A 24,126-nucleotide genomic window follows, 5' to 3' on the forward strand; every position below is an offset into this window, starting at 1 on the left:
GGCGCAACGAGCCCGCACGGCTACGGACCGTCATCAACAGGAGGCGCGGCATGGCCCGCACCACCCCGCACGACCACCCGCTCACCGAAGGGGAGCCGCTCTACCGGAGGATCGCGACGGAGTTGCTCGGCGAACTGCGGGACGGAACGATTCCGCCCGGTGAACGCCTCCCCGGCGAAAGGCAGTTGGCCGAGCACTTCGAGGTCAGCAGGGAGACCGTACGACAGGCGCTGGAGGTGCTGCGCCGGGACGGACTGGTCGCCACCGACCGGCGGGGCAGCCACGCCGCGCTGCCCGGCCTGCCGGTGGAGACGCCGGCCTCGTCCGGCTTCCCGCTCGGCGCGCGGTGCGCCGGCCGGGGCACGGTGTCCAGGGCCACCGTCACCTGGGAGGCCCCGCCGCCCGGCCACGCCGAGGTGCTCGAAGTGGCCCCGGCCCGGCCCACGCTGGTGCACCGCTACTGGTCCGCGTCGGCCGACGGACGGGACCTGCGGACGGCGGTGACATCGTTTTCCGCCGTGGCGCTCGCGGAGGTCGAGGAACTGGGCCGCTACCGCGACCGGGCCGACGGCACCGGCGCGGCGGAACTGCGGCGGGCCTACGACTGGATGCGCCGGGCGGGCCTGACCCTGCATCACCGCGACACGATCGCGCCGGTCGCGGGGACGCCGTCGGTCCGGGTCACCCGGCGGGTGCACGACCAGTACGCCCGTCCGCTGGAGATCACCGAACTCGTCATGGACGCCCAGGAGGACGCCCTGGTCTACGAGTTCACGGTGCCGGCCGCCCTGTGACCGGCACCGGGGCCGACCGGGCGGCCTCGTGCGCGCCGGCACTGACCAGTCCCGTCTCGTAGGCGACGATGACGGCCTGGACACGGTCACGGAGTCCGAGCTTGGCGAGGATGCGGGCGACGTGCGTCTTGACGGTCGCCTCGGCCAGATGGAGGCGGCCGGCGAGTTCGGCGTTGCTCAGTCCCCGGGCCAGCAGGCCGAGGACCTCCAGTTCGCGTGGGGTGAGCGGGGCGAGGTCGCGGTGGAGGGCGGCGGTGCCGCCGCCCTGCTGGGCGTTGTGCCGGTGTTCGCCTTCGGCGCTGTACGGGGGCTCGCCTCCGGCACTGTATGGATGTTCGCCTCCGGCACCGTATCGATGTTCGCCTCCGGCACCGTATCGATGTTCGCCTCCGGCAAAACGCTGCACGAGACGACGGGTGATGGCCGGCGCGAGGAGGGCGTCGCCGGTGCGGACCGTGCGGACGGCCGCGGTCAGTTGCTCGGGGGTGACGTCCTTGAGGAGGAAGCCGCTGGCCCCGGCGGTCAGTGCCGCGTAGACGTAGCGGTCGAGGTCGAAGGTGGTCAGGATGATGACGCGCGGTTCGCCCGGGGCGCCCGCCAGGATGCGGCGGGTGGCCTCCAGGCCGTCCATCTCGGGCATCCGTACGTCCATCAGGACCACGTCGGGACGTGTGCGCCGGACCTCCTCGACCGCTTGGGCCCCGTTGGTCGCCTCGGCGACGACGTCGATGCCGTCGGCACCGAGGATCAGCCGGAACCCGGTACGGACCAGGGTCTGGTCGTCGGCGAGGAGCACACGCAGTGGCTCGGTCACGGTGCCTCCAAGGGGATCAGGGCTTCCACACGGTAGCCGCCGGTCAGCCGGCGGCCGGTGTTCAGGGTGCCTCCGTAGACGGCGAGGCGCTCGCGCAGTCCGATCAGGCCCCGGCCGCTTCCGGCCGGGGCGCCCGGGCGTCCACCGGTGTCGGTGACTTCCACCCGGAGTCGTTCCGGACCGTATGCGACGGTCACGGCGGCGGTGGCGCCCGACGCGTGCTTCACGGTGTTGGTCAGGGCCTCCTGGACCACGCGGTAGGCGGCGAGTTCGAGGCCGGGCGGGAGAGGACGGGGCGGGCCGGTCACGGTCAGGTCGACGGGCAGTCCGGCGTCCCGGACCCGTGTGATCAGCGTCTCCAGCTGGTCCAGACCGGGCTGCGGGGCCGGCACCGCAGCCGTACCGGACGGGTCCGCACCCGCGTCCGTCCCCTCCCCCTCGTCGGCCATGGTGAGCAGTCCCATGACGTGGCGCAGTTCGGTCATGGCCGCCCGTCCGCCCGCCTCGACGGCGAGCAGCGCCTCTCCGGCCTGTCCGGGAGAGGTCTCCATGATCTTGCGGGCCGCGCCCGCCTGGATGATCATCACGCTGACGTTGTGCGTGACGACGTCGTGCAGTTCGCGCGCGATCCGGGCCCGCTCGTGCTCGACGGCCCGGCGCAGCGCCTCGGCCTGTTCGCGTTCCAGGGCCAGCAGCCGGGCACGGCCCTCGTCGGTGCGGAGTTTCCAGGTGCGCAGTCCGACGGCGGCCACGGCCATGGGAACCAGGATCAGCAGGACGATGTACTCGTTGGGGACGATCGGTGTCACCGAGTTCCCCGAGGTGCCGACCAGCGCGACCGACACCGGCAGCCCCACCAGGGTCGCCACCCGGTACGGGCTGTGAACCGCGGCACTGTAGACGGCGATGACGAACGCGTAGAAGGTCAGCCGCAGGACGTTCTGCGGTGTCGCCAGGGTCGCGGCCGTCACGACGCACAGCACGGCGAGCGGGTAGCGGCGGCGCAGCGCGAGGGCACCCGAGGCGACGGCCGCGAGGGACACCATGAGGACCAGGCCGCCGAGGCCGGACGGACGCGGCTCGAGGCGCACCACACCGGGTGCGAGCTCCCGCACCACGACGTTGCCGACGTTGTCGATGCCGTAGTAGACGGTGGCGATGCCGAGTGCCAGTGCCACCAGCGCGTCGAACTGCCGGGCGCGGCGGGTGGGCCGCAGCGGTGGGCCGCTCGACAGCCCGGCGTCGCGGACCGTCCGGCGGACGGCTTCCCGCAGCCGCTCCGGCATCGTAGGTACGTCCCTCACCGGATCATTGTCGCCGTCGCGCGGAGCCACGGAGTCCGTCCCGGTGGTCATTTCCACCGGGGCGGATACCTCCTCCGCCTACATCGCAGGGATGACGTCCGGAGGGTTCGTCCCGGCGCGGTACCGCAAAGGGTCCGGGCGGGCGACGCGGACGGGCCGGGCGCGCTCCTAGCGTTCACGCAGTCAAGTGACCGTACGCGAGGAGCTGTTCATGACCCTGCCGGTGATCGAAGTGTGCGAGGTGAGCCGCCGGTACGACGACGGCCCGCCCGCTCTGCGCGAGGCGTCGCTGACCGTGCGGCCCGGCGAGGCCGTCGCGGTCCTCGGCCCTTCCGGCAGTGGCAAGTCCACACTGCTGAATCTGATCGCGGGCCTGGACCGGCCCGACGCGGGAACCGTCACCGTGGACGGGGTGCGGGTGGACCGGCTCGGTGAAGCCGGATCGGCGCTCTTCCGGCGGTCGAGGATCGGCATGGTCTTCCAGTTCTTCCACCTGCTCGACGATCTGACCGTCTCCGAGAACGTCGCCCTGCCCGCGCGCCTGGCGGGTGCGGGACGTGGCGAGGCGGACCGCCGGGCGGCGGAGCTGCTGGAACTGCTGGGCGTCGACCGGCATGCCCGCGCCTACCCGGGGCGGCTGTCGGGCGGCGAGCGGCAACGCGTCGCGGTGGCGCGGGCGTTGGTGAACCGGCCTGCGCTGCTCCTGGCCGACGAGCCGACCGGGGCCCTGGACACGGCCGCCGGGGAGGACGTCAGCAGGCTGCTCAGCGCTGTCAACGCCGAGGGCCAGACCATCGTCGTGGTCACCCACGACCTGGCTCTGGCCCGGTCCTGCACCGACCGCACGGTGCGGATCGCCGACGGCCGCGTCGTCGAGGACGTCCCGTCGGCACGGGCCGTCGGCACGGAGGCCGTCCGATGAGCGCGCTCGGCACGGTGGTGCGCTCGGGGGTGGGGCGGCGCCGGGTGCACACACTGGTGATCGGGCTCGCCACGATGATGGCGGTGGCCGCCTCCGTCCTCGGCGGATCGCTGCTCGTGGTGTCCGGCGCTCCCTTCGACGACGCCTTCGCCAGGCAGCGCGGCGCGCACCTGTCCGTGCGGTTCGACGCGGACCGGGTGGGTGCCGGGCGGCTGGCGGAGACCAAGGACGCCGAAGGGGTGAGCGCCGCGGCCGGCCCGTTCCGTACGGCGACGGTCACCCCGCGGTCGGACGGGGCGGGTCCCGAGTGGCCGATGACCGTGGTCGGCCGGGGCGGCCCCGGCCGGGACGTGGACGAGGTGGCGCTGCTCGACGGGCGGTGGCCCACGCGCTCCGGCGAGATCGTGCTGTCCGCCGACTCCTCGCTCGTCCCGGCCATGGGCAGGGAGATCACCTTTCCCGGTCTGCCCGGCGGTCCGACGCTGACGGTGGTCGGTGTGGCCCGCTCGGTCACGCGGACCGCCGACGCCTGGGTGGTTCCGTCCCAGATGCCGGCGCTCACCGCGCCCGGCAGCGGCGGCTACCAGATGCTCTACCGCTTCACCGACGCGGGCACCGCCGCCCGGATCGCGGCGGGCGGCAGGGCGGTGACGCGGTCCCTGCCGCCGGAAGCGGCCGTCGGCGAACAGTCGTGGCTCACCGTGCGGAAGGCCGCCGAGCGCGAAACCGCCCTCTACGTCCCGTTCCTCATGGCGTTCGGCGCCCTGGGCCTGGTCATGTCGGTGCTCATCGTGGGCAACGTCGTCGCGTCGGCCGTGGGCACGGGAACCCGCCGCATCGGCATCCTCAAGGCCGTCGGTTTCACCCCGGCCCAGGTCGTGCGGGCCTACGTGGGCCAGGCGCTGGTCCCGGCCGCCGTCGGTACGGCCCTCGGTGTCCTCGCCGGCCATCTGCTCGCCGTCCCCGTGCTGGCCGATACCGACGAGGTCTACGGCACCTCGTCCACCGCCGTCACCCCCTGGGTCGACCTGGCGGTGACCGCCGGGGTGCTCGGCCTGGTGGCGGTGACCGCGTGGGCGAGCGCCCGGCGGGCCGGCCGGCTGCGCACGGTCGACGCGCTCGCCGTCGGCCGCACCGCTTCGGCGGGGCGCGGCCGGTGGGCGGCCCGGCTGGCCGGCCGACTGCCGTTGCCGCGGCCGGTGGCCCTGGGGCTGGCCAGGCCCTTCGCGCGGCCCGCTCGCGCGCTGGCCATGGGCACGGCAATCCTGTTCGGCACCGTCGCCGTCACGTTCACCGTGGGAATGAGCGCCTCGCTCGGCCAGGTGATGAAGGCCAGGGCCCACGACGTCGCCGATGTCACCGTGCCCGCGCCCCTGCCCGACTTCGGCCCCCGGCTCCCCGACCGGGAGAAGCGGCCCAGGGCCGATCCGGCCGCGGTCGCCGCGGCCGTCGGGGCCGCCGCCGGAACCGGGAAGCACTACAGCGCCTCGACGGTACGGGCGACCGTGTCCGGCCCGACCGGCACCATCGACGTGACCGCCTTCACCGGCGACGCCTCCTGGGGCGGCTACACGATGGTCTCGGGCCGCTGGTTCGACGGGCCCGGCGAGGCCGTGGTCCCCACTCCCTTCCTGGCCGCCACCGGCACCCGCGTCGGCGACAGCGTCACCCTGGACGGCCTGGCCGAGCCGGTCACGGTCCTGATCGTCGGTGAGGTCCTCGACCCCCGCAAGGACGGCATGCAGGTCTTCACCGACGTCTCGACCCTCACCGCCACGCGTCCCGACCTGACGGAGACGAGCCATCACATCGCGGTCGCGCCCGGCACCGACGTCTCCGCCTACGTGGACGCGCTGAACAAGGACCTGGCACCGCTGGGGGCCACCGCCCGGGCCGGCGGGCTCGACTCCGGCGGCGACATGGTCGTCACGCTCAACGCGCTGTCCGTGATCCTCACGTCGATGCTCGTCGCCGTCGCCGCGCTCGGCGTGCTCAACGGCGTACTGCTCGACACCCGCGAGCGCGTCCGGGAGCTCGGTGTCCACAAGGCGCTCGGCATGACGCCTCGTCAGACCGTCACGATGGTCCTCACCTCGGTCGTGGTGACCGGACTGGTCGCAGGCGCCGCGGGCGTGCCGCTCGGCGTGGCCCTGCACGGCCAAGTCCTCCCCGCGATGGGTGACAGCGTGGGGCTCCGCCTCCCCGATTCCGTCATCGCCGTCCACCACGGGGCCGAACTGCCGCTGCTCGCACTCGGCGGCCTCCTCATCGCCGTCCTGGGTGCGCTTGCGCCGGCCGGCTGGGCCGCCGGGGCCCGTACCGCCACGGCGCTGCGCACCGAGTAGGCCACCGGCCGGAGGGCGGCCGCGGCCGTCCTCCGGCCGTCAGGCGTCCGCCCGCGCGGCGACGACCAGCCGGACCTTCGGGCTGCCGTCCCGGCGCCGTCCGAACTCGGGCAGCGCCTGGAGCTCCACCCGGAATCCCGCGCGGGTCAGTTCGCGCCGCGTGTCGCCGAGGCGGAAGGTGCGGTAGTACATGACGAACGGCGGGCGCCGGACGGCGTTGCGCACCCGCATCACGGCGTCGAACCCCAGCAGCATCCCGTAGGTGAGGGAGCCCGGCCGGGGCGGCGCGACCACGGGGAAGACGAAGCGTCCGCCCGGCCGCAGCACCGAGCGGACCTGGGTGAACAGTCCCGGCAGTTCACGGGGCAGGAAGTGGCCGAACGCGCCGAAGCTGACCACGAGGTCGAAGACCGGGCCGAACGGCAGTGCCCGCGCGTCCGCCCGCACCCAGCCGGTCGCCGGCCCCGGCGGCCGGACGCGCTCCCGCGCGACGGTCAGCATGCCGGTGCTGAAGTCCACGCCGGTGACGCGCCCCCGGCACACCTGCCGCAGCACGTCGACGCCCGCGCCGGTGCCGCAGCACAGGTCGAGGCCGGCGTCGAAGGGTCCCGTCCGCCGCAGTGCCGAGGCGGTGGCGTCGAGCACCGAATCGGGCGTGCGGAAGGGGGTGTGGTCGAACTTCGGCGCGAGGAGGTCGTAGCCGCGTTCCACGGACGACAGCGCCTGGACGGCGAGTTCGCGCAGCCGGGGGCCTTCGGGACCGAACATCCCGTCAGCCTAGGGGAGCACGGCCGCACACCACGGTCAGCACCCGCTCGCACCAGCGCGGGTTCCCCTCCTCAAAGCGGCCGTCCAGCAGGCGTTCGCGCACGCGGGCGTAGCGGGCGAGTTTGCCGCGCGCCCACGCCATCCGTTCCTCCAGCAGCGCGGCCGTCGCCGCGGGGTCCGTGCCGTCCATGGCCTGGATCTTGATCAGGGGTTCGTCGCGGATGGCGGTGGGCCGCCGGGGCGGCTCGGCGGCGAAGGCGCGCAGGCCGTCGCGGCCGGCCGTGACCACATGCTCGTGTTCACCGCGCGGGTGGGTGACCGCGGGATCGAGGGGTGCGACTTCATCCACGTCGACGACGACGGACGCATCGACGAACTGACCGTGACGGTCCGCCCGTTGTCGGGTGCGCAGGCGCTCGTGGCGGCGACGGGGGCGCGGTTCGAGCGGATCGCGGACGAGGTGCGGGCCCAGGAGGACCCCGCCTGAAACCACCCGGGGCAGGACTCCGGCACACGGGCCCGTCGGTCGTCACCGGCGGGCCCTTCGTCCGTACGGGACCGCGCTCCCGTAGCCGTCACCGGCACCGGGTGGTACGCTGGCGGAGGCATCCGTGGAACGCCTTTCTTCGGCTCCGGTGCCGTTTCCTTCCACGCATTCTCTTCGGTTCGCCGCAACCGCCCGTCGTGACCGACCGGCGCACGGTTTTCCCGCACCACCTCGTCGGCAGGGTCTCCTCCCACCGTGACCGGGTGCTGCTCTCCGCCGTCCGGAGGCGCGTGTCCGCCCTCCCGCACGGTCTTCTCCTTCCCACCGCACGTTCCCGTCCGTCGTCCGCGAAAGGACCACCCCCCATGACCACCACCGCACTCGACCGCCCTCCCGTACGGCAGCAGCCCCGGCTCGTCGCCGGTGTCCTCGACGTCGACGCGGCCGGGAAGGGGCATCTGCGCGCAGCGAACTGCCTGCCCTCCCCCTCCGACCCGCCCGTCTCCCCCGCGTTGCTGCGCCGCCACGGCCTGCGCAAGGGCGACCTCGTCGAAGGGGTGTGCGGCGACCGGCGCGCCCTGACCGAGGTCACCCGCGTCGAGGGCCGCACGCCCGACGCGCCGCACGCCCGGCGGCACTTCCGCGACCTGACGCCGCTTCACCCGCACCGGCGGCTGCGCCTGGAGCACCCGGCGTCCGGTCTCGCCGGGCGGGTCGTCGATCTGCTCGCGCCGGTCGGCAAGGGGCAGCGCGGGCTGCTCGTGGCGCCGCCCAAGACCGGCAAGACCGTCCTCCTCCAGCAGCTCGCGGCGGCCGTCGCCGGCAACCACCCCGAGTGCCGGCTGATGGTGGTGCTGCTCGACGAACGCCCCGAGGAGGTCACCGACATGCGCCGCTCGGTGCGCGGCGAGGTGTACGCCTCGACCTTCGACCGGCCCGCCAAGGAGCACATCGCGCTCGCCGAGCTGGTCGTCGAGCGGGCCAAGCGGCTCGTCGAGGCGGGCGAGGACGTCGTCGTGCTGCTCGACTCGCTGACCCGGCTGTGCCGGGCGTACAACAACGCGGCCGCGTCCGGCGGCCGCACCCTCAGCGGCGGCGTCGACGCCGCCGCGCTGCTCGGGCCCAAGCGGTTCTTCGGCGCCGCCCGGCAGGCCGAGGAGGGCGGCTCGCTCACGATCCTCGCCTCGGCCCTGGTGGAGACCGGCTCCCGGGCCGACGAGTTCTATTTCGAGGAGCTCAAGAGCACCGGCAACATGGAGCTGCGGCTGAGCCGCGAGGCCGCCGCGCGGCGGCTGTTCCCCGCCGTCGACATCACTCGATCGGGCACCCGCCGCGAGGAACTGCTGCTCGATCCGGCCGAGTTGACCGCCGTACAGGGACTGCGGCGCGCGCTGCGGTCGCGGGACGGGCTGGCTGATCTGGAGACGCTGCTGGGCCGGATGCGCGAGACCCCCGACAACGCGACGTTCCTGCGGCGCGTCCAGCCGACCCTGCCGGGCGGCTGACACCGCGCCGGCGTGTGGCATCCGAGTGCTCGCGGGCGGTCCCCGGCCGGGGCAGCACGGTGTTCCGGGGAGTCCATTCCTACGTTTGCGGTATGACTATCGGATTTACTTCGCGGGGTGCCGTGTCGATCTGTGTGCTCTGCACGGCGAGCCTGCCGGCGACGGGGCCCGCCGCGGCGATCGCCGGCGTGGATCCCGGGCCGCGGGCGACGGCCGCGGCCGCGTCACTGCTGTACCGGCCCGGCACACACGTCCGCCCGCGCCCGGGAGCACCCGAGGTCCCGGATCCGTCCGCCCTGTCGTGGCTGGTGGCCGACGCCCGCACCGGCGACGTCCTGGCCGCGCACGACGCGCACCGCCGGCTGCCACCGGCCAGCACGCTCAAGACGCTGTTCGCGCTCACCGTGCTGCCGACCCTGCCGGCCGGCATCCGGCACCGGGTCAGCGCGAAGGAGCTGGCGGGCATCGGCCCCGGCAGCAGCCTCGTCGGGGTGACGGAGGACCGTACGTACCGGGTCTCCGACCTGTGGAACGGGGTCTTCCTCAGCTCCGGCAACGACGCCGTGCGGGTCCTGGCCGCGCTCAGCGGCGGCTGGCGGGCCACCGCCGAGCGGATGCAGGCCAAGGCCCGCGCCCTGGGCGCCCGTGACACCCGGGTCACGTCGCCCGACGGCTACGACGCGCCCGGCCAGGTGTCGTCGGCGTACGACCTGGCGGTGTTCGGCCGCGCCGGACTGCGCAACGACGAGTTCGCGCGCTACTGCGCCCGGCACGAGGCGCTGTTCCCGGCCCGCGACGGCGGCTCGTACGGCATCGTGAACACCAACCGGCTGCTCACCGGCGCGGACGGCGTCGAACCCTACGAAGGGCTGATCGGCGTCAAGAACGGCTACACCAGCAACGCCGGCAACACCCTCGTGGCGGCCGCGCGCCGGGACGGCCACACCCTCGTGGTGACGGTCATGAACCCCCGGTCGGGCGGCGGCCACGCGGTGTACGAGGAGGCCCGCACGCTGCTGGACTGGGGCTTCGCGGCAGTCGGGCGGGTGAACCCGGTGGGCTCCCTGGACGCCCTGCGGCCCGCCCCGCTGCGCGGTCCGGAGCCGGAGTCCGCCCTCGTCCCGACGGCCCGGAGGGACGGCGCCCCGGCCCACCCCGGCCCCTGGACCATCGCCGGCGCCGCCCTCCTGGGCGCCGCGGCGGTGTCCCTGTACCTACGCCTCCGGTGGGGTCCGGTACCGACGGGCCGACGGTGATCGAGGCACCCCCGGGAAAATGCGGGGAACGGCGCGACCGGCCCTCCCGGCCCGCGGTGCGGAGCGGGACCGCGAGGGACGACGGGGAACCGCGCGCGTCACGCCACGGCCGGTGCCGTCACCGGATCCAGCGCGGGAACCGGCCGCACCTCCCCCACCGGCCGCCCGCCCCCGAGCAGCGCCTCTCCCCCGAACTCAGCGAGCGACGACGGATCCACACCCGCGCGGGCGAGCCCCGCCGCGGTCACGGGAACCCGCGCCCGCCCCGCCCCGTCGGCGATCTTCACGGCGACGGCGCGCCCGTCCGGCAGCGCGGCGACCTGCACGCCCTCGAATCCGTCCTTGGCGAGCAGCCCGGGAACCGCCCGCATCAGCGCGGCCACGTCCCGGCCGGACCCGGAGGCCATCTCCGCGTGCTCCCTCATCGCGTCCGCGACGCGCGCCTCCGGGGTGCCGGGCGCGGCGGTGGTGATCCGCGCGGCGGCGCGGGCGAGGCCGTGCAGGGAGACCGCGAACAACGGCGCACCGCAGCCGTCGACGGTGACCGCGGCGACGCGCTGGCCCGTGAGGTCCTCGACGATCTCGGCGATCGCCTGCTGGAGGGGGTGGGCGGGGTCGAGGTAGTCGTCGAGGGACCAGCCGTTCAGCCTGGCCGTGTACAGCATGGCGGCGTGCTTGCCGGAGCAGTTCTGGGCGAGCCGGGACGGCGGGCGGCCCTCGCGCACCCAGGTGTCCCGGACGACCGGGTCGAACGGCAGGTCGGGGACGTTGCGGAGGTCGTCCTCCGTCAGCCCGGCGAGCTCGAGGACGCGCCGGACGCCGGCGAGGTGGCGTTCCTCGCCGGAGTGGCTGGCCGCGGCGAGCGACAGCAGTTCGCCCTCGAGCGGGAGGCCCGCGCGGACCATCGCCACCGCCTGGACGGGCTTGAGCGCGGAGCGCGGGTAACAGGCGGCCTCGATGTCGCCGAGCCGGAAGCCGACCTCGCCGTCGGGGCCGAGGACGACGACGGAGCCGTGGTGGACGCCTTCGACGACCCCGCCGCGTATCAGGTGGGCGACGGGGACGTGGAGGGGCTCGCGGATCAGGGGGGCGTCCGCGGGGAGACTGCTGTACATCACACTGCCTGGGGGGAGTCGGGGGCCGGTGTGCGCGCGGAGCGCACGATGGCGGTGAGGGTCTTCTCGACGCGGTCGAGGTGGTGGGTCATGGCGTCGACCGCGTCGCGCTCGGAACCGTCGGTGAGTGCCTCGACGATCGCCCGGTGCTCGCGCTCGGACTGTTCGCGGCGGCCGCCGAGCTCGTTGAGGAAGGCGGACTGGCGGGCCAGCGCGTCCCGGATCTCCTCGATGACCCGGCGGAACACCGGGTTCTGGGCGGCCTCGGCCACGGTGAGGTGGAAGAGGGTGTCCATGGCGACCCACGCCGTGGTGTCGGTCTCCCGCTCCATCCGGTCCAGCAGACGGGTCAGCCGGTCCAGGTCCTCCGGGGTGCGGCGCCGGGCGGCGTATCCGGCGACCGGGATCTCGACGTGCCGGCGCACCTCGAGGAGGTCGCCGGCCCCGTAGTCGCCGAAGGTGGGGTCCTCCACGGCGTCGGCGACGACGAAGGTGCCCCTGCCGGTCCTGGACACGGTCAGGCCCATGGTCTGCAGGGCCCGCAGCGCCTCGCGCAGCACGGGCCGGGAGACCTCGAGGGCGCGGCACAGCTCCGCCTCGGAGGGCAGTTTGTCGCCGATCGCGTACTCGCCGCGCTCGATGGCGCCGCGGAGGTGGGCGAGGACCGCTTCCATCGCGCTGACGCGCCGCGGACCCGTACCACCTGTCTGGCTGTCTGACAGGTTCACGGGGCGATGGTGCGGGGGCGGCGCGGGCACTGTCAAGCGGAGGGCCCGTGCCGGGAGGGTGGGGCCAGCCACACCCCCCGTCGGGGGTCCCCGTCACTCCCCTCCGGGGGCCAACGCCATTCCGCCCCGCGGAGATCTTTCCCATACTCGAGCGCATGGTCAATCCGACGGTCATCACCGCTGTCCCGCCCGCACCCGCACGCGAAAAGGGAAGCGACTTTTCCGAATTGTCACGGCGCATAACCGAAGCGGGTCTGCTGCGGCGCCGCCCCCTCTATTACACGGTGCGTTTCGGCCTCGTGGGAATGGCGCTAGCCGGTGGTGTCGCCGCTTTTCTCGTCCTGGGTGACAGCTGGAGCCAGTTGATCGTCGCCGCCGCTCTGGCCGTGGTGTTCGGGCAGCTCGGACTGGCCGCGCACGATCTGGCCCACCGCCAGGTGTTCTCCCGCCGGCGCCCCAGCGAGATCGGCGGGCTGCTGGTGGCCGACGTGCTGCTGGGCATGAGCTACGGCTGGTGGATGAACAAGCACACGCGCCACCACGCGAACCCCAATCACGAGAAGAAGGACCCGGATGTCGCCCCCGACATCATCGTGTGGTCGCGGCGTCAGGCGAAACAGGCGAAGGGGCCGGCGCGATTCATCGGAAAGCGCCAGGCGGCCCTTTTCTTCCCGCTGCTGACCCTTGAGGGCCTCAATCTGAGTTTCAGCAGTTTCAAGGCGCTGCGCAGTCCGTCGATGAAGCGGCCGGTGCTGGAGGGCACCCTGCTCGTCGCCCATTTCGCCGTGTACTTCGGCGGGCTGTTCCTGGTCCTCTCCCCCGGCAAGGCGCTCGCGTTCATCGCCGTGCACCAGGGTCTGTTCGGGATCTACCTGGGCTCCGTGTTCGCCCCCAACCACAAGGGCATGCCGATGATCGAGGAGGGCACCGAGCTGGACTTCCTGCGCCGCCAGGTCCTCACCTCCCGCAACGTCGACGGCGGGGTGTTCATCGACGCGTTCATGGGCGGGCTGAACTACCAGATCGAGCACCACCTCTTCCCCAGCATGCCGACGCCGGCCCTCGGCCGGGCCCAGGTCATCACCGAGCGGTACTGCGCCGAGCTGGGCATCCCGTACTGCCGGACGGGGCTGCTCGCCTCGCACCGTGAGGCATTGCGCCACCTCAGGCGGGTCGGGGAGCCGCTGCGCGGCAAGGGCTAACCCCAGACCGCTCCGGCCAGGGCCGCGCCCGCGACGGCCGCGCCCAGGCCGGCCGTCACGCTCGCCACCACGTTCACGGCGGCGTAGCCGCGGGCGCCGGTCCCGGCCAGGCGGAGGGTCTCGTAGGAGAAGGTGGAGTAGGTGGTCAGGGCGCCGCACAGGCCCGTACCGAGGAGCAGCTGGAGGCGGGAGCCGGCCGCGCCCGCGGCCACCGCGCCGGTGAGCAGGCCCAGGACCAGACTGCCGGCGACGTTGACCGTGAAGGTCCCCCAGGGGAACACCGAGTCGTGCCGGGACTGCACCGCGCGGTCGGTGAGGTAGCGCAGCGGGGCGCCGGCCATGGCGCCCAGCACCACGTACAGCCAGTTCACCGCGGTCCCTCGCCACGTATGTGCCCGACGGCCTCGCAGCGGTCGAGGAGGACCAGGCCCTCGCCGACCAGCCCGTCGAGCTCCGGCAGGAAGGCCCGTACGCGCTCCTCGGTGTCGACCACGACGACCGCCACCGGCAGGTCCTCGCTGAGGGACAGCAGCCGGGAGGTGTGGACGACGCAGGAGGCGCCGAAGCCCTCGACGCCGCGGAAGACACTGGCCCCCGCGAGTCCGGCCGCGCGGGCCCGGTGGACGATCTCCGAGGAGAGGGGCCGGTGGTGCCAGGTGTCGTTCTCGCCGACGTACACGGTCAGGCGGAGGACGGTGCCGGTCAGCCGGGTCATGGCTGCCTCCCGATCAGAAGACGGCGGGTCGCCGAGGCGGCCGCCCACACGGCGGCGAGCGCCGCGAGCGGGGTCACCGCGAGGTGGACGAGTCCGGCGCCCGTCCTGCCGGCCTCGAGCAGGTTCCGGACGTCGACGGCGTACGTGGAGAAGGTGGTGAAGCCGCCGAGGACGCCGGTGCCGAAGAACGGGCGGAGCAGGGGGTGGGCGGCGCGGACCTCCGTGATGATCACCATGAACACGCCGATGACGGCGCAGCCGGTGACGTTGACCCAGAGGGTCGTCCAGGGGAACCCGTGCGCCGGTGTCGGCCACCACAGGGAGGCCGCGTACCGGGCCGCCGCCCCCGCTCCCCCGCCGAGCGCGACGGCGGTGACGACGCGGGCCCGGTCGCGGAAGGCGGGGCGGGCCCGAGGGCCCTCGGTCTCCGGGGCTGTCACCGTCGTACGTCTCCCACTCGCTCCGGATCAGCGTAACGTCCCGGAACGCGGCGGGGCACGTCGCGGCCGTGGGCGCTACCAGCCCTCCTCGAACAGCCGCGCCACCTCGGCGATCCGCGCCTCGTCGCGCCGGTGGCGTGCGCGGGCGCCGGAGCCGTCGGTGCGCAGCAGGCCGAGGGCCGTGAGCAGCCGCAGGTGGGTGAGGGCGGCCGGGCGGGGCAGGCCGAGCCGTGCGGCGACGGCCTCCGCGGTCAGGCCGTCGGCCGCCGCGTCCTGTTCCCTCAGCAGCGTCAGGACGCGCAGTCGTGTCCCGTCGACGGGAGTCATCGGCATCTCGTGCACCTCCGCGCCGGGCCTCGCGCTCCGGAGCCCTTCCACTCTGCCGCGCGCGGGGGCCCCGTGTCCCGGTCCGGGGGCACCTTGTCCGGGACCCAACGGGCTTGCCGTGAAAGGCCGTTCGGCCCCGTCCCGGTCCGCGGGCGGGGCCGGCGGGCTCAGCGGTGGCGGAACCAGGCCGTCGCGGGCAGGACGCGGTCGTCGTAGCCGAACAGCGCCTGGTTCTCCCAGCCGTTGCCGGAGGACGGGTCGGCGGGGTCCCAGCCGTTGCCGGCGCGGGCGGTCCAGGTGGCCTCCCAGTAGAAGACGCCGAGGCCGCGGCCGTTCGGGACGGCCTCCACGATGCTCGCCACGTCGTTCATCCAGCGGGTCTGCCCGGTGGGGGACGCCGGGTAGCCGGGGACGAGTTCGGTGTCGAGGTCGATGATGTTCTCGAGGCCGTCCTCGCTGTCGAGGCGGAAGGGGTAGGCCGTCTCGGCGACGAAGACGGGCTTGCCGTAGCGGCCGGCCGCGTCGTCCAGGGTCGTCTGGAAGTCGTGCAGCGTGCCGTGCCAGTAGCCGTAGTACGACAGGCCGATGGCGTCGAACCTCACGCCGTGGGAGACCGCGTTGTCGAACCACCAGCGGGTGCCGTCGAGGTCACCGCCCTCGGCGAGGTGCAGCGCGGTGACCGTGGACGGGCTGACCGCCTTGACGGCGTCGTAGCCGGAGTTGAGCAGTCCGGCGAGCTGGGGCCAGTTGTCGGTGGAGCCCTCGTCCCACAGCGTGCCGCCGTTGATCTCGTTGCCGACCTGGACCATGTCGGCGGTGGTGCCCTGCCTCTTGAGGGCGTCGAGGACGTCGTAGGTGTGGTCGTGGACGTCCTTCTTCAGCTGCTCGTAGCCGTGTCCGGCCCAGGCGGCGGGCTTGTTCTGCTTGCCCGGGTCGGCCCAGGAGTCCGAGTAGTGGAAGTCGACGAGCAGCTTCATGCCCTGCGCCTTGATCCGCTTGGCCAGGGCGAGGACGTGCGCCTTGTCGTTGTAGCCGTCGGCCGGGTCCACCCAGACCTTCAGGCGGGCGTAGTTCATGCCGGCGGACCTCAGGATGGCGACCGGGTCGCCGGCGGTGCCGGACGCGGTCCGGTAGACCCCGCCCCTGGCCTCGCTCTTGGGCAGGGAGGAGATGTCGGCGCCCTTGACCGGCAGGCCCGAGGTGCCCCGGGTGAGGGTCAGGTCGTCGACGTTGATCCAGTCGCCGGCGTTCGCGTCGCTGGTGACGCCGACCGTGCACCGGCCGCCGGTCACGTGGACCGGCACGACGATCCGTATCCATCCGGTGTCGGAGACCGGCAGGTCGGTGCGCTGTTCGGCGCCGCCGCAGTTCTTCAGGGCGAGGTACGCGGCGTTCTGGCCGCCGCCGGAGCGGACCCAGGCGGTGAGCCTGTAGTCGCCGCCCGCCAGGCCGGACAGGCGCTGGTACGTCTCCACCTTGTACGCGGAGGACGACCAGTGGGAGAGGCGGTGGCCGCCGTCGCGGCCGCCGGACTCCGTGTACGAGGCGGCCGTGTCGCCGTGCTCGGACCAGCCGGCCGGGGTGGCGGTGCCGGAACCGTCGTTCTCGAAGCCGCCGTTGGTGAGGGTGCTCGCGGCCGTCGCGCTCTGGGCGGGCAGGGCGGTGAGGGCGAGCCCGGCCACGAGCGGCGGCAGCAGGGCGCGGAGTGTGCGTCCGGGATGGAACATGGGCGTTCGTCGTCCCTTCGACGTGGGGAGGGGCGCCCCGCGCCCGGAGGGCGGGGGCGGGGCCCCCTCCGCCCGCGGCCTGTGTGCTCACGCGGGCGGAGGGGAGTCGTGGCTCAGCCGTCGAGCCGGACGACCCGGACGGCTCCCGCCGGGACCGCGAGGCGGCCCGCGGCGCGTTCACCGGTCAGCAGCTCGGTGCCGGGGGTGTCCAACGGCACCTTGGCGTCGGTGGCGGTGTGGTTGATCGCGAACAGGAAGGTGCCCGACTCGCCCGCGCGGCGCACCACTTCGACGTCGCAGGGCAGGTCGGCGCGCGGGGCGATCCGGGCGTCCTCGGCGGCCCGGCCGAGCAGGACGGCGAGGCCCTCGGCGCCGAGCCGGGTGGAGACGTACCAGGCGGTGCCCTCGCCGAGGCGGTGCCGGGTGACGGCCGGGCGTCCCCCGGTCAGGCCGTCGGCGTACGTCCACACCGTCTCGGCGCCACGCGGCACCACGAACTCCGTCCACACGTCGGCGTCGAGTTCCGCGCCGTCGGGGCCGGTCAGGCGGACCCGTTCACCCCGGAGCAGGGGGGAGAACTCCTCGACGGTCAGGCCGAGGACGTCGCGCAGGGCGCCCGGGTAGGGGCCCTCGTGCACGGCGTCGTGCTCGTCGACGATGCCGGAGAAGTACGACACCACGAGGGTGCCGCCGTTCTCGACGTACTCCCTGAGGTTGTTCCCGGCCGCCTCCGTCATCAGGTACAGGGCCGGTACGACGACCAGGGGGTACCTCGACAGGTCGGCCTCGGGGTGGGCGAAGTCGACGGTGAGGTGGTGGTCGTAGAGGGCCTCGTACCAGGCGTCGGCGCGTTCGCGGGCGTCGTGGTCCTGGCTGGGGCGCCAGTCGAGGTTCTGCGCCCACCAGGAGTGCCAGTCCCACAGCATGGCGGCGTCGGCCTCGGTGCGGGTGCCCCGGACCGGGGCCAACGAGTCGATCGCCGCGCCGAGTCCGGTCACCTCGCGGAAGACGCGGGTCTCGGTGCCGCCGTGCGGCAGCATCGCGGAGTGGAACTTCTCGGCGCCGCGCCGGGACTGGCGCCACTGGAAGAACATCGCGCCCTCGGAGCCGCGGGCCACGTGGGCGAGGGAGTTGCGGGCCATCTGGCCGGGGGCCTTGGCGGGGTTGCGGGGCTGCCAGTTGACGCCCGAGGTGGAGTGTTCGAGCAGCAGCCAGGGGGCGCCGCCGGCGACGGAGCGGGTGAGGTCGGCGGCCATGGCGAGGTTGACGTGGGTGCGGCGGCCGTCGGTGATCAGGTAGTGGTCGTTGGTGACGAGGTCCACCTCGCGGCCCCAGGCCCAGTAGTCGACGGAGTCGCACTGGCTGAGGGCGGTCATGAAGTTGGTGGTGACCGGGACGCCGGGTGAGAGGCGGTGCAGGATGTCCCGCTCGGCGGTGAAGTTCTCGCGCATGGTGGCGTCGGCGAACCGCCGGTAGTCCAGCGCCTGGGCCGGGTTGCCGACCGTCGGGGTCCGGCGCGGCGGGTTGATCTCGTCGAAGGCGGCGTAGTGCTGGCCCCAGAAGGCGGTCCCCCAGGCCTCGTTGACGGCGTCGACGGTGCCGTACTCCCGCTCCAGCCAGCGGCGGAAGTGGGCGGCGCAGGAGTCGCAGTAGCAGGCGGAGACGGGGACGCCGTACTCGTTGTGGACGTGCCACATCGCGAGCGCGGGATGGTCGCCGTAACGCTCGGCGAGTTTCGTGGTGATGTTCGCGGCGGCGGCCCGGTAGTCGGCGTTGCTGTGGCAGATGGCGCCGCGGGAGCCGAACTCCAGGCGTACGCCGTCCTCGGTGACGGGCAGCGCGTCGGGGTGGGCGCGGTAGAACCAGGCGGGCGGCGCCACCGTGGGCGTGCCGAGGTCGACGCGGATGCCGCCCGCGTGGAGCAGGTCGAGGATGCGGTCGAGCCAGCCGAAGTCGTACGCGCCGGGCGCGGGTTCCAGCAGGGCCCAGGAGAAGATCCCGGCGCTCACCATGGTGACGCCGGCCTCCCGCATCAGCCGGACGTCCTCGTCCCAGACACTTTCCGGCCACTGCTCGGGGTTGTAGTCCCCACCGAAGGCGAGCCCGGTGAGGCCCCTGGGGGTGGTCTCCGGCATGGATTCTCTCCCGATGTGTCGATCTACTGGGAACGTGCACACACATTTTCGGCGGCGCGGAGCCAACATAACCGCACAGCAACAAGCATTGACAAGTGTCCGGGATGTTTCTCTACTGTGAACGCTCACAGAAGCACGGCTGGTCTTCGCAGCAGGCGAGGGCCCAGGTCAGGGGAGAGTTCCATGCCGTACACGAAGCGCCGTCGCCTCGTGAGTTCCGCCGTCGCCGTCACGCTCGGCGCCACCGCACTCGCCGCCTGCGGCTCGTCGTCCGACGACGGCGGGGCGGAGTCGGGCCCGGTCTCACTGACGTACTGGACCTGGACCCCCGGCATGGACAAGGTCGTCGACCTGTGGAACAAGGGGCCCGGCAAGAAGGAGCGGATCACCGTCACGGTGAAGAAGCAGGCGTCCGGCGACACGCTGGTCACCAAGATCCTCACCGCGCACAAGGCCGGCAAGGCGCCCGACCTGGTGCAGGCGGAGTACCAGGCACTGCCCACACTGGTCAGCAATGACGCTCTCGCCGACATAGCGGACACCGTGGGCGACGCGAAGAGCGAGTTCGCCGAGGGCGTCTGGCAGCAGACCACCCTCGGCACGGACGCCGTCTACGCGGTCCCGCAGGACATCGGGCCGATGATGTTCTACTACCGCGCCGACCTGTTCAAGGAGTACGGGCTCTCCGTCCCGGCCACCTGGGAGGAGTTCGCCGAGACCGCGCGCGAGCTGAAGAAGAAGGCCCCCGACAAGGACCTGACCACCTTCTCCGCCAACGACTCCGGCCTGTTCGCGGGCCTCGCCCAGCAGGCCGGCGCCCGGTGGTGGACCACCTCCGGCGACAAGTGGAAGGTCGGCATCGACGACGCGGCGACGAAGAAGGTCGCCGAGTTCTGGGGCGGCCTGGTGAAGGAGGGCGCCGTCGACAACCAGCCGATGTACACCCCGGCCTGGAACAAGGCGCTCAACACCGGCAAGCAGATCGCGTGGGTGAGCGCGGTGTGGGCGCCGGGCACGCTGACCACGGCCGCGCCCGACACCAAGGGCAAGTGGGCCATGGCCCCGCTCCCCCAGTGGAGCGAGGGCGAGAACCGCACCGGGAGCTGGGGCGGCTCCTCCACCGGTGTCACCACCGACTCGGAGCACAAGGAGGCCGCCGCCAAGTTCGCCGCCTGGCTGAACACCGACGGCGACGCGCTGAACGCGCTGGCGAAGGAGGGCGGCATCTACCCGGCCTCCACCTCGGCCCAGCTCAGCGGCGCCTTCACCAACCCGCCGGAGTACTTCGCCAACCAGCCCGACTTCTACGAGAAGGCCGCCGCGATCGCGAAGACCACCGCGCCGTCCGCCTGGGGACCGAACGTCAACGTCGCCTACACGACGTTCAAGGACGCCTTCGGCGCCGCCGCGAAGAACAAGTCGGACTTCACCGCCGCCCTGGCCACCATGCAGCAGGACACGGTCGCCGACCTGAAGAAGCAGGGCTTCGGAGTCGCGGAGTGAAGTCCCCGGCCCGCCGGACGCCGTACGGGGCCGAGGGGGCCCCGTACGGCCACCCGTCCCCCACCACTGCCCTCAAACGAGCGCGAAGCGCCCCCTACTTCTTCCTGATCCCCGCGACCCTCCTGTTCCTCCTGTTCTTCGCGCTGCCCATCGGGTACGCCGTCTGGCTCAGCTTCCGCAAGGTGCAGGTGTCCGGCCTCGGCCTCGGGGCCGGTGCCCGCGACGAGGTCTGGGCCGGTCTGGAGAACTACACCGGCGCCCTGTCCGACAGCGAGCTGCTGGACGGCGCGCTGCGCGTGCTCGGTTACGGCTGCATCGTGGTGCCGGTCATGCTGGGCCTGGCGCTGCTGTTCGCGCTGATGCTCGACTCCGAGAAGGTGCGGCTCGCCCCCTTCACCCGGCTCGCGATCTTCCTGCCGTACGCCGTCCCCGGTGTGGTGGCGGCCCTGCTGTGGGGCTTCCTGTACCTGCCGGACGTGAGCCCGTTCTACTTCGTGCTCGACCGGCTCGGTCTGCCGCAGCCGGACCTGCTGGACGGCGGGCCGCTGTACCTGGCGCTGTCGAACATCGCGGTCTGGGGCGGCACCGGCTTCAACATGATCGTCATCTACACCGCGCTGCGGGCCGTCCCCGCCGAGGTGTACGAGGCGGCGAAGCTGGACGGCGCCACCCCGCTGCAGATCGCGCTGCGGATCAAGATCCCGATGGTGGCGCCCTCGCTGGTGCTGACCTTCTTCTTCTCGGTCATCGCGACGCTCCAGGTGTTCAGCGAACCGACCGTCCTCAAACCCCTCACCAATTCCGTCTCCACCACCTGGAGTCCGCTGATGAAGGTGTACCAGGACGCCTTCGGCACCGGCGACATCCACGCGGCCGCCGCCCAGGCGACCCTCATCGCGCTCGCCACCCTGGTGCTGTCCTTCGGCTTCCTGCGGGCGACGAACCGGCGCGAGAAGCAGGAGGCCGCACGATGAGCTCCCTCGCCCTGCCCGAGGCCGAGCCCGCGGCCGGCACCGCCCGCGGCCCGGCGCGCCCCCGCCGGGCCGCACTGGTCCCGACCGTGACGCTGCTGCTCGGCGCGCTGTACTGCCTGCTGCCGGTCGCCTGGGTGGTCATCGCGTCCACCAAGTCCGGCTCGGAACTCTTCTCCACCTTTACGTTCTGGCCCGGCACCGGCCTCGCCGACAACCTCTCCGACCTCAGTGCCTACCGCGACGGCGTCTACTGGCAGTGGATGGGCAACTCCGCCCTGTACGCCGGAGCGGGCGCGCTGCTGTCGACGTGCGTGTCGGCGGTCAGCGGCTACGCGCTGGCGGTCTACCGCTTCCGGGGCCGCGAGACGCTGTTCAACGTGCTGCTCGCGGGCGTGCTGATGCCGCCGGTGATCCTCGCCGTCCCGCAGTACCTACTACTGGCGCAGGTGGACCTCACGGACTCCTACCTGTCCGTGCTGCTGCCGCAGATCCTCTCCCCGTACGGCGTCTACCTCGCGCGGATCTACGCCGCGGCCGCGGTGCCGGCCGATGTGGTGGAGGCCGGGCGGATGGACGGCGCGGGCGAGTGGCGGATCTTCACCCGGGTCGCGCTGCCGATGATGCTGCCCGGCCTGGTGACGGTCTTCCTGTTCCAGTTCGTGGCGGTCTGGAACAACTTCCTGCTGCCGTACATCATGCTCAGCGACGACGAAAAGTTCCCGATCACCCTCGGCCTGCACACCCTGCTCGAACAGGGCGCCAACACCCCGGCGCTGTACACCCTGGTGATCACGGGCGCGTTCCTCGCCGTGTTCCCGCTGGTCGCGCTGTTCCTGGTCGTCCAGCGGTTCTGGAGTCTGGATCTGCTCTCCGGGGCCGTAAAGTCATGACCATGAGCAACACGGGGGGCAGGCGCAAGCCGCCGACGATCCACGACGTGGCGCGCGAGGCCGGTGTCTCGCGCGGCACCGTCTCGCGGGTGCTCAACGGCGGCCACTACGTCAGCCCCGCCGCGGCCCAGGCGGTCGACGCCGCCATCCGCAAGACGGGCTACGTCGTCAACCGGCACGCCCGCTCGCTGATCACCGGCCGCTCCGACTCGGTGGGCTTCCTGCTCACCGAGCCCCAGGAGCGGTTCTTCGAGGACCCCAACTTCAACGTCCTGCTGCGCGGGTGCACACAGGCGCTGGCCGCGCACGACGTCCCGTTGCTGCTGATGCTGGCCGGCACGGACGACGAACGGCGGCGCATCACCCGGTACATCACCGCCGGGCACGTCGACGGGGTGCTGCTGGTGTCCAGCCACTCCGGCGACCCGGTGGCGGAGGAGCTGCGGGCGGCGGGGGTGCCGCTGGTCGCGTGCGGCAAGCCGATCGGGCTGGGCTCGAAGGTGAGTTACGTGGCCGCCGACGACCGGGACGGCGCCCGCGACATGGTGCGGCACCTGCTGGCGCTGGGCCGGCGCCGGATCGGGGTGGTGACCGGTCCGCTCGACACCCCCGGTGGTGTGGAGCGCCTGGCCGGGTACCGGGAGGTGCTCGCCGAGGCGGGCGTCGAGGCCGACGAACGGCTCGTCGTCTCCGGCGACTACAGCCGGGCCAGCGGTGAGGCGGGCGCCGAGCGGCTGCTGGCGCGGGCCCCGGACGTGGACGCGGTGTTCGTCGCCTCCGACCTGATGGCGCAGGGCGTGCTCACCGCGCTGCACCGGGCGGGGCGCCGGGTGCCCGAGGACGTCGCGGTCGGCGGCTTCGACGACTCCCCCGCGGCCGTCGCCGCGAGTCCGCGGCTCACCACGATCCGCCAGCCGTGGGACCGCATCAGCACGGAGATGGTGCGGGTGCTGCTGGCACAGATCGGCGGCGAGGACCCGGCGGCGGTGATCCTGCCGACGGAGTTGGTGAAGCGGGACTCGACGTAGGTTCCGTACGGGGTCCCGGCCCGGCGGAAGCACGGTTCCGGGTCCCGCTCGGGGCGGGGCGCCGACGGCCTCTGCACGAGGGCCGGACCGCGGCCTCGCCGGTCCGTTCCGGGACGCGCCCGCCCGGTCTGCCGTAAAGGGCTGCCATCGCACGTTTGTTGCGCATTCATTGAATGTCGGACAAGTGTTACCGTTCGGGTATGGCAGCGGAGACGGCCGACGCGAAGCTCGAGGAACGGTGGCGCGACATCCTCGCGGTGCACGCGCGCACCCTGGGCGAGATCGACCGCGCGCTGCATCCGTACGGTCTGGGCGCCTCCGACTTCGAGGTGCTCGATCTGCTCGCGACCACCACGCCCCCCGACGGCGAGCAGTGCCGGGTGCAGAACCTGGTGGGCCGGGTCCACCTCAGCCAGAGCGCGCTGTCCCGCCTCATCGCCCGCCTGGAGAAGGACGGCCTGGTGGAGCGCAGCATGTGCCTGGAGGACCGGCGCGGGGTGTACGTGCAGCTCACACCGGAAGGGCGTGAGCTGCACGCCGAGGTGCTGCCGGTACAGCGCGCCGCGCTCGCCCGCGCCCTGGGCGCGTAGGGCCCGGACCGGACCTACGGGCGGGCCAGCAGCGTGCGCACCCCTTCCGAGGTGAGCGTCAGACGGTGCTCGGAGCTGCCGTCGATGGTGAGGGACAGGTCCTCGGCCGGCCACTGGGCGGCGAGCGCGCCGAGCGGGACGAGCCGGTAGCGGGAGACGAACGGCAGCAGTCCGGCCATCTCCAGTTCGGACGTGAACACGGGCACCACCTGGGTGCCGCCCGGCTGTTCCAGCACCGGAAGGGCGACCGCGCCGGGGTCGGCGGCCTCCTCCTCGCCCGCGTCGTCCGGCACCGGGATCAGTACGTCGCTGTTGGCGAGGGCGTCCAGTGCCATCGTGTCCTCGGTGTTCTCCGACAGGGCGTCCAGGGCCCGCTGCGCGGGCGTGGGGGCGTTGTTCTCGTGCGCGGGTGTTTCCATGACAGATTCCCTGGTAGCGGCGGTCGTACGGCCCGCCCGGGACAGATCCGGCCCCGGCACGGTGCTGCACGCGTACCCGTTCGCATGTCGCGCAACCCTGCGGGCACCGGTCCGCTCACCTCCTTCCGGCACCCCCTC

General features: G+C 73.1%; 23 protein-coding genes and 2 pseudogenes. 12 read left to right on the plus strand and 13 right to left on the minus strand.

Annotation, left to right across the window (positions count from 1 at the left end):
• Window positions 1-50: 50 nt before the first annotated feature.
• Window positions 51-794 carry a GntR family transcriptional regulator gene (locus ACH5AO_RS06010; protein WP_398922242.1) on the plus strand — a complete coding sequence of 248 codons (744 nt, stop codon included), beginning with the start codon at window positions 51-53 and terminating at the stop codon, window positions 792-794.
• Here the strand turns inward: ACH5AO_RS06010 and ACH5AO_RS06015 are convergent.
• Window positions 772-1,608: a response regulator gene (locus ACH5AO_RS06015; RefSeq protein WP_398922244.1), complete on the minus strand. Its 837-nt coding sequence runs from the start codon at window positions 1,606-1,608 to the stop codon at window positions 772-774. The two genes, ACH5AO_RS06010 and ACH5AO_RS06015, sit on opposite strands and share 23 nt — an antisense overlap.
• Window positions 1,605-2,894, minus strand: a complete 1,290-nt coding sequence (locus ACH5AO_RS06020) for a sensor histidine kinase (protein ID WP_398922858.1) — start codon at window positions 2,892-2,894, stop codon at window positions 1,605-1,607. The genes ACH5AO_RS06015 and ACH5AO_RS06020 overlap by 4 nt, the downstream gene beginning before the upstream one ends.
• 229 nt (window positions 2,895-3,123) lie before the next feature.
• Here ACH5AO_RS06020 and ACH5AO_RS06025 point away from each other — a divergent pair, with 229 nt between their 5' ends.
• Window positions 3,124-3,834, plus strand: coding sequence for an ABC transporter ATP-binding protein (locus ACH5AO_RS06025; protein ID WP_398922861.1), 711 nt, complete (start codon window positions 3,124-3,126; stop codon window positions 3,832-3,834).
• Window positions 3,831-6,179, plus strand: coding sequence for an ABC transporter permease (locus ACH5AO_RS06030; RefSeq protein WP_398922246.1), 2,349 nt, complete (start codon window positions 3,831-3,833; stop codon window positions 6,177-6,179). Before ACH5AO_RS06025 ends, ACH5AO_RS06030 begins: the two co-directional genes overlap by 4 nt.
• A gap of 39 nt (window positions 6,180-6,218) precedes the next feature.
• Here ACH5AO_RS06030 and ACH5AO_RS06035 read toward each other — a convergent pair whose 3' ends face one another.
• The gene (locus ACH5AO_RS06035) at window positions 6,219-6,947 is read right to left on the minus strand and encodes a class I SAM-dependent methyltransferase (RefSeq protein ID WP_398922248.1); all 729 of its coding nucleotides are present in this window, start codon (window positions 6,945-6,947) and stop codon (window positions 6,219-6,221) included.
• A 4-nt stretch (window positions 6,948-6,951) separates the two neighbouring features.
• Window positions 6,952-7,227 (minus strand): annotated as a pseudogene (locus tag ACH5AO_RS06040) (PadR family transcriptional regulator); the annotation flags it as partial.
• On the opposite strand from ACH5AO_RS06040, the pseudogene ACH5AO_RS06045 reads away from it, so the two are divergent.
• The 3 genes and pseudogenes from ACH5AO_RS06045 to ACH5AO_RS06055 all read left to right on the plus strand — a co-directional run.
• A pseudogene (locus ACH5AO_RS06045) lies at window positions 7,219-7,434 on the plus strand (nuclear transport factor 2 family protein); the annotation flags it as partial. The pseudogenes ACH5AO_RS06040 and ACH5AO_RS06045 overlap by 9 nt on opposite strands.
• 365 nt (window positions 7,435-7,799) lie before the next feature.
• Window positions 7,800-8,939, plus strand: a complete 1,140-nt coding sequence (rho, locus tag ACH5AO_RS06050; RefSeq protein ID WP_398922250.1) for a transcription termination factor Rho — start codon at window positions 7,800-7,802, stop codon at window positions 8,937-8,939.
• Between the two features lie 92 nt (window positions 8,940-9,031).
• Complete coding sequence (locus ACH5AO_RS06055) at window positions 9,032-10,195, plus strand: D-alanyl-D-alanine carboxypeptidase family protein (RefSeq protein ID WP_398922252.1); 1,164 nt, start codon at window positions 9,032-9,034, stop codon at window positions 10,193-10,195.
• Window positions 10,196-10,293: 98 nt separating this feature from the next.
• Here the strand turns inward: ACH5AO_RS06055 and ACH5AO_RS06060 are convergent, their stop codons facing one another.
• Both ACH5AO_RS06060 and ACH5AO_RS06065 read right to left on the minus strand, forming a co-directional pair.
• Complete coding sequence (locus ACH5AO_RS06060; RefSeq protein ID WP_398922254.1) at window positions 10,294-11,310, minus strand: asparaginase; 1,017 nt, start codon at window positions 11,308-11,310, stop codon at window positions 10,294-10,296.
• On the minus strand, window positions 11,310-11,984 hold the full coding sequence (locus tag ACH5AO_RS06065; RefSeq protein WP_398922863.1) for a FadR/GntR family transcriptional regulator: 675 nt from the start codon (window positions 11,982-11,984) through the stop codon (window positions 11,310-11,312). Before ACH5AO_RS06065 ends, ACH5AO_RS06060 begins: the two co-directional genes overlap by 1 nt.
• A 209-nt stretch (window positions 11,985-12,193) precedes the next feature.
• Here ACH5AO_RS06065 and ACH5AO_RS06070 point away from each other — a divergent pair, with 209 nt between their 5' ends.
• Window positions 12,194-13,240, plus strand: a complete 1,047-nt coding sequence (locus tag ACH5AO_RS06070) for a fatty acid desaturase family protein (protein ID WP_398922256.1) — start codon at window positions 12,194-12,196, stop codon at window positions 13,238-13,240.
• On the opposite strand, the gene crcB (ACH5AO_RS06075) is transcribed toward ACH5AO_RS06070, so the two are convergent.
• From crcB (ACH5AO_RS06075) to ACH5AO_RS06100, 6 genes are all read right to left on the minus strand, one after another.
• On the minus strand, window positions 13,237-13,611 hold the full coding sequence (gene crcB, locus ACH5AO_RS06075) for a fluoride efflux transporter CrcB (protein ID WP_398922258.1): 375 nt from the start codon (window positions 13,609-13,611) through the stop codon (window positions 13,237-13,239). The two genes, ACH5AO_RS06070 and crcB (ACH5AO_RS06075), sit on opposite strands and share 4 nt — an antisense overlap.
• A complete protein-coding gene (locus tag ACH5AO_RS06080; RefSeq protein WP_398922260.1) occupies window positions 13,608-13,955 on the minus strand; it encodes a DUF190 domain-containing protein in 348 nt (115 codons plus the stop codon). The genes crcB (ACH5AO_RS06075) and ACH5AO_RS06080 overlap by 4 nt, the downstream gene beginning before the upstream one ends.
• Window positions 13,952-14,395 (minus strand): fluoride efflux transporter CrcB, encoded by a 444-nt coding sequence (crcB, locus tag ACH5AO_RS06085; RefSeq protein ID WP_398922262.1) that lies wholly within the window; start codon window positions 14,393-14,395, stop codon window positions 13,952-13,954. Before crcB (ACH5AO_RS06085) ends, ACH5AO_RS06080 begins: the two co-directional genes overlap by 4 nt.
• A 75-nt stretch (window positions 14,396-14,470) precedes the next feature.
• Window positions 14,471-14,728, minus strand: coding sequence for a helix-turn-helix domain-containing protein (locus ACH5AO_RS06090; protein WP_398922264.1), 258 nt, complete (start codon window positions 14,726-14,728; stop codon window positions 14,471-14,473).
• 161 nt (window positions 14,729-14,889) lie between these two features.
• A complete protein-coding gene (locus ACH5AO_RS06095) occupies window positions 14,890-16,449 on the minus strand; it encodes an arabinogalactan endo-beta-1,4-galactanase (protein WP_398922266.1) in 1,560 nt (519 codons plus the stop codon).
• 113 nt (window positions 16,450-16,562) lie between these two features.
• Complete coding sequence (locus tag ACH5AO_RS06100; RefSeq protein WP_398922268.1) at window positions 16,563-18,584, minus strand: beta-galactosidase; 2,022 nt, start codon at window positions 18,582-18,584, stop codon at window positions 16,563-16,565.
• 183 nt (window positions 18,585-18,767) lie between these two features.
• On the opposite strand from ACH5AO_RS06100, the gene ACH5AO_RS06105 reads away from it, so the two are divergent.
• The 5 genes from ACH5AO_RS06105 to ACH5AO_RS06125 all read left to right on the plus strand — a co-directional run bounded on the left by ACH5AO_RS06105 (window position 18,768) and on the right by ACH5AO_RS06125 (window position 23,569).
• The gene (locus tag ACH5AO_RS06105) at window positions 18,768-20,087 is read left to right on the plus strand and encodes an ABC transporter substrate-binding protein (protein ID WP_398922270.1); all 1,320 of its coding nucleotides are present in this window, start codon (window positions 18,768-18,770) and stop codon (window positions 20,085-20,087) included.
• Window positions 20,084-21,061, plus strand: a complete 978-nt coding sequence (locus ACH5AO_RS06110; protein ID WP_398922272.1) for a carbohydrate ABC transporter permease — start codon at window positions 20,084-20,086, stop codon at window positions 21,059-21,061. Before ACH5AO_RS06105 ends, ACH5AO_RS06110 begins: the two co-directional genes overlap by 4 nt.
• On the plus strand, window positions 21,058-21,951 hold the full coding sequence (locus ACH5AO_RS06115) for a carbohydrate ABC transporter permease (protein WP_398922275.1): 894 nt from the start codon (window positions 21,058-21,060) through the stop codon (window positions 21,949-21,951). Before ACH5AO_RS06110 ends, ACH5AO_RS06115 begins: the two co-directional genes overlap by 4 nt.
• Window positions 21,948-22,979, plus strand: coding sequence for a LacI family DNA-binding transcriptional regulator (locus ACH5AO_RS06120; protein ID WP_391794580.1), 1,032 nt, complete (start codon window positions 21,948-21,950; stop codon window positions 22,977-22,979). Before ACH5AO_RS06115 ends, ACH5AO_RS06120 begins: the two co-directional genes overlap by 4 nt.
• A 200-nt stretch (window positions 22,980-23,179) precedes the next feature.
• Window positions 23,180-23,569 (plus strand): MarR family winged helix-turn-helix transcriptional regulator, encoded by a 390-nt coding sequence (locus tag ACH5AO_RS06125; RefSeq protein WP_398922277.1) that lies wholly within the window; start codon window positions 23,180-23,182, stop codon window positions 23,567-23,569.
• 14 nt (window positions 23,570-23,583) lie between these two features.
• Here the strand turns inward: ACH5AO_RS06125 and ACH5AO_RS06130 are convergent, their stop codons facing one another.
• The gene (locus ACH5AO_RS06130; protein WP_398922279.1) at window positions 23,584-23,988 is read right to left on the minus strand and encodes an SseB family protein; all 405 of its coding nucleotides are present in this window, start codon (window positions 23,986-23,988) and stop codon (window positions 23,584-23,586) included.
• Between the last annotated feature and the right edge of the window lie 138 nt (window positions 23,989-24,126).

Source organism: Streptomyces sp. NPDC018964 (assembly GCF_044390325.1).
GTDB lineage: Bacteria > Actinomycetota > Actinomycetes > Streptomycetales > Streptomycetaceae > Streptomyces.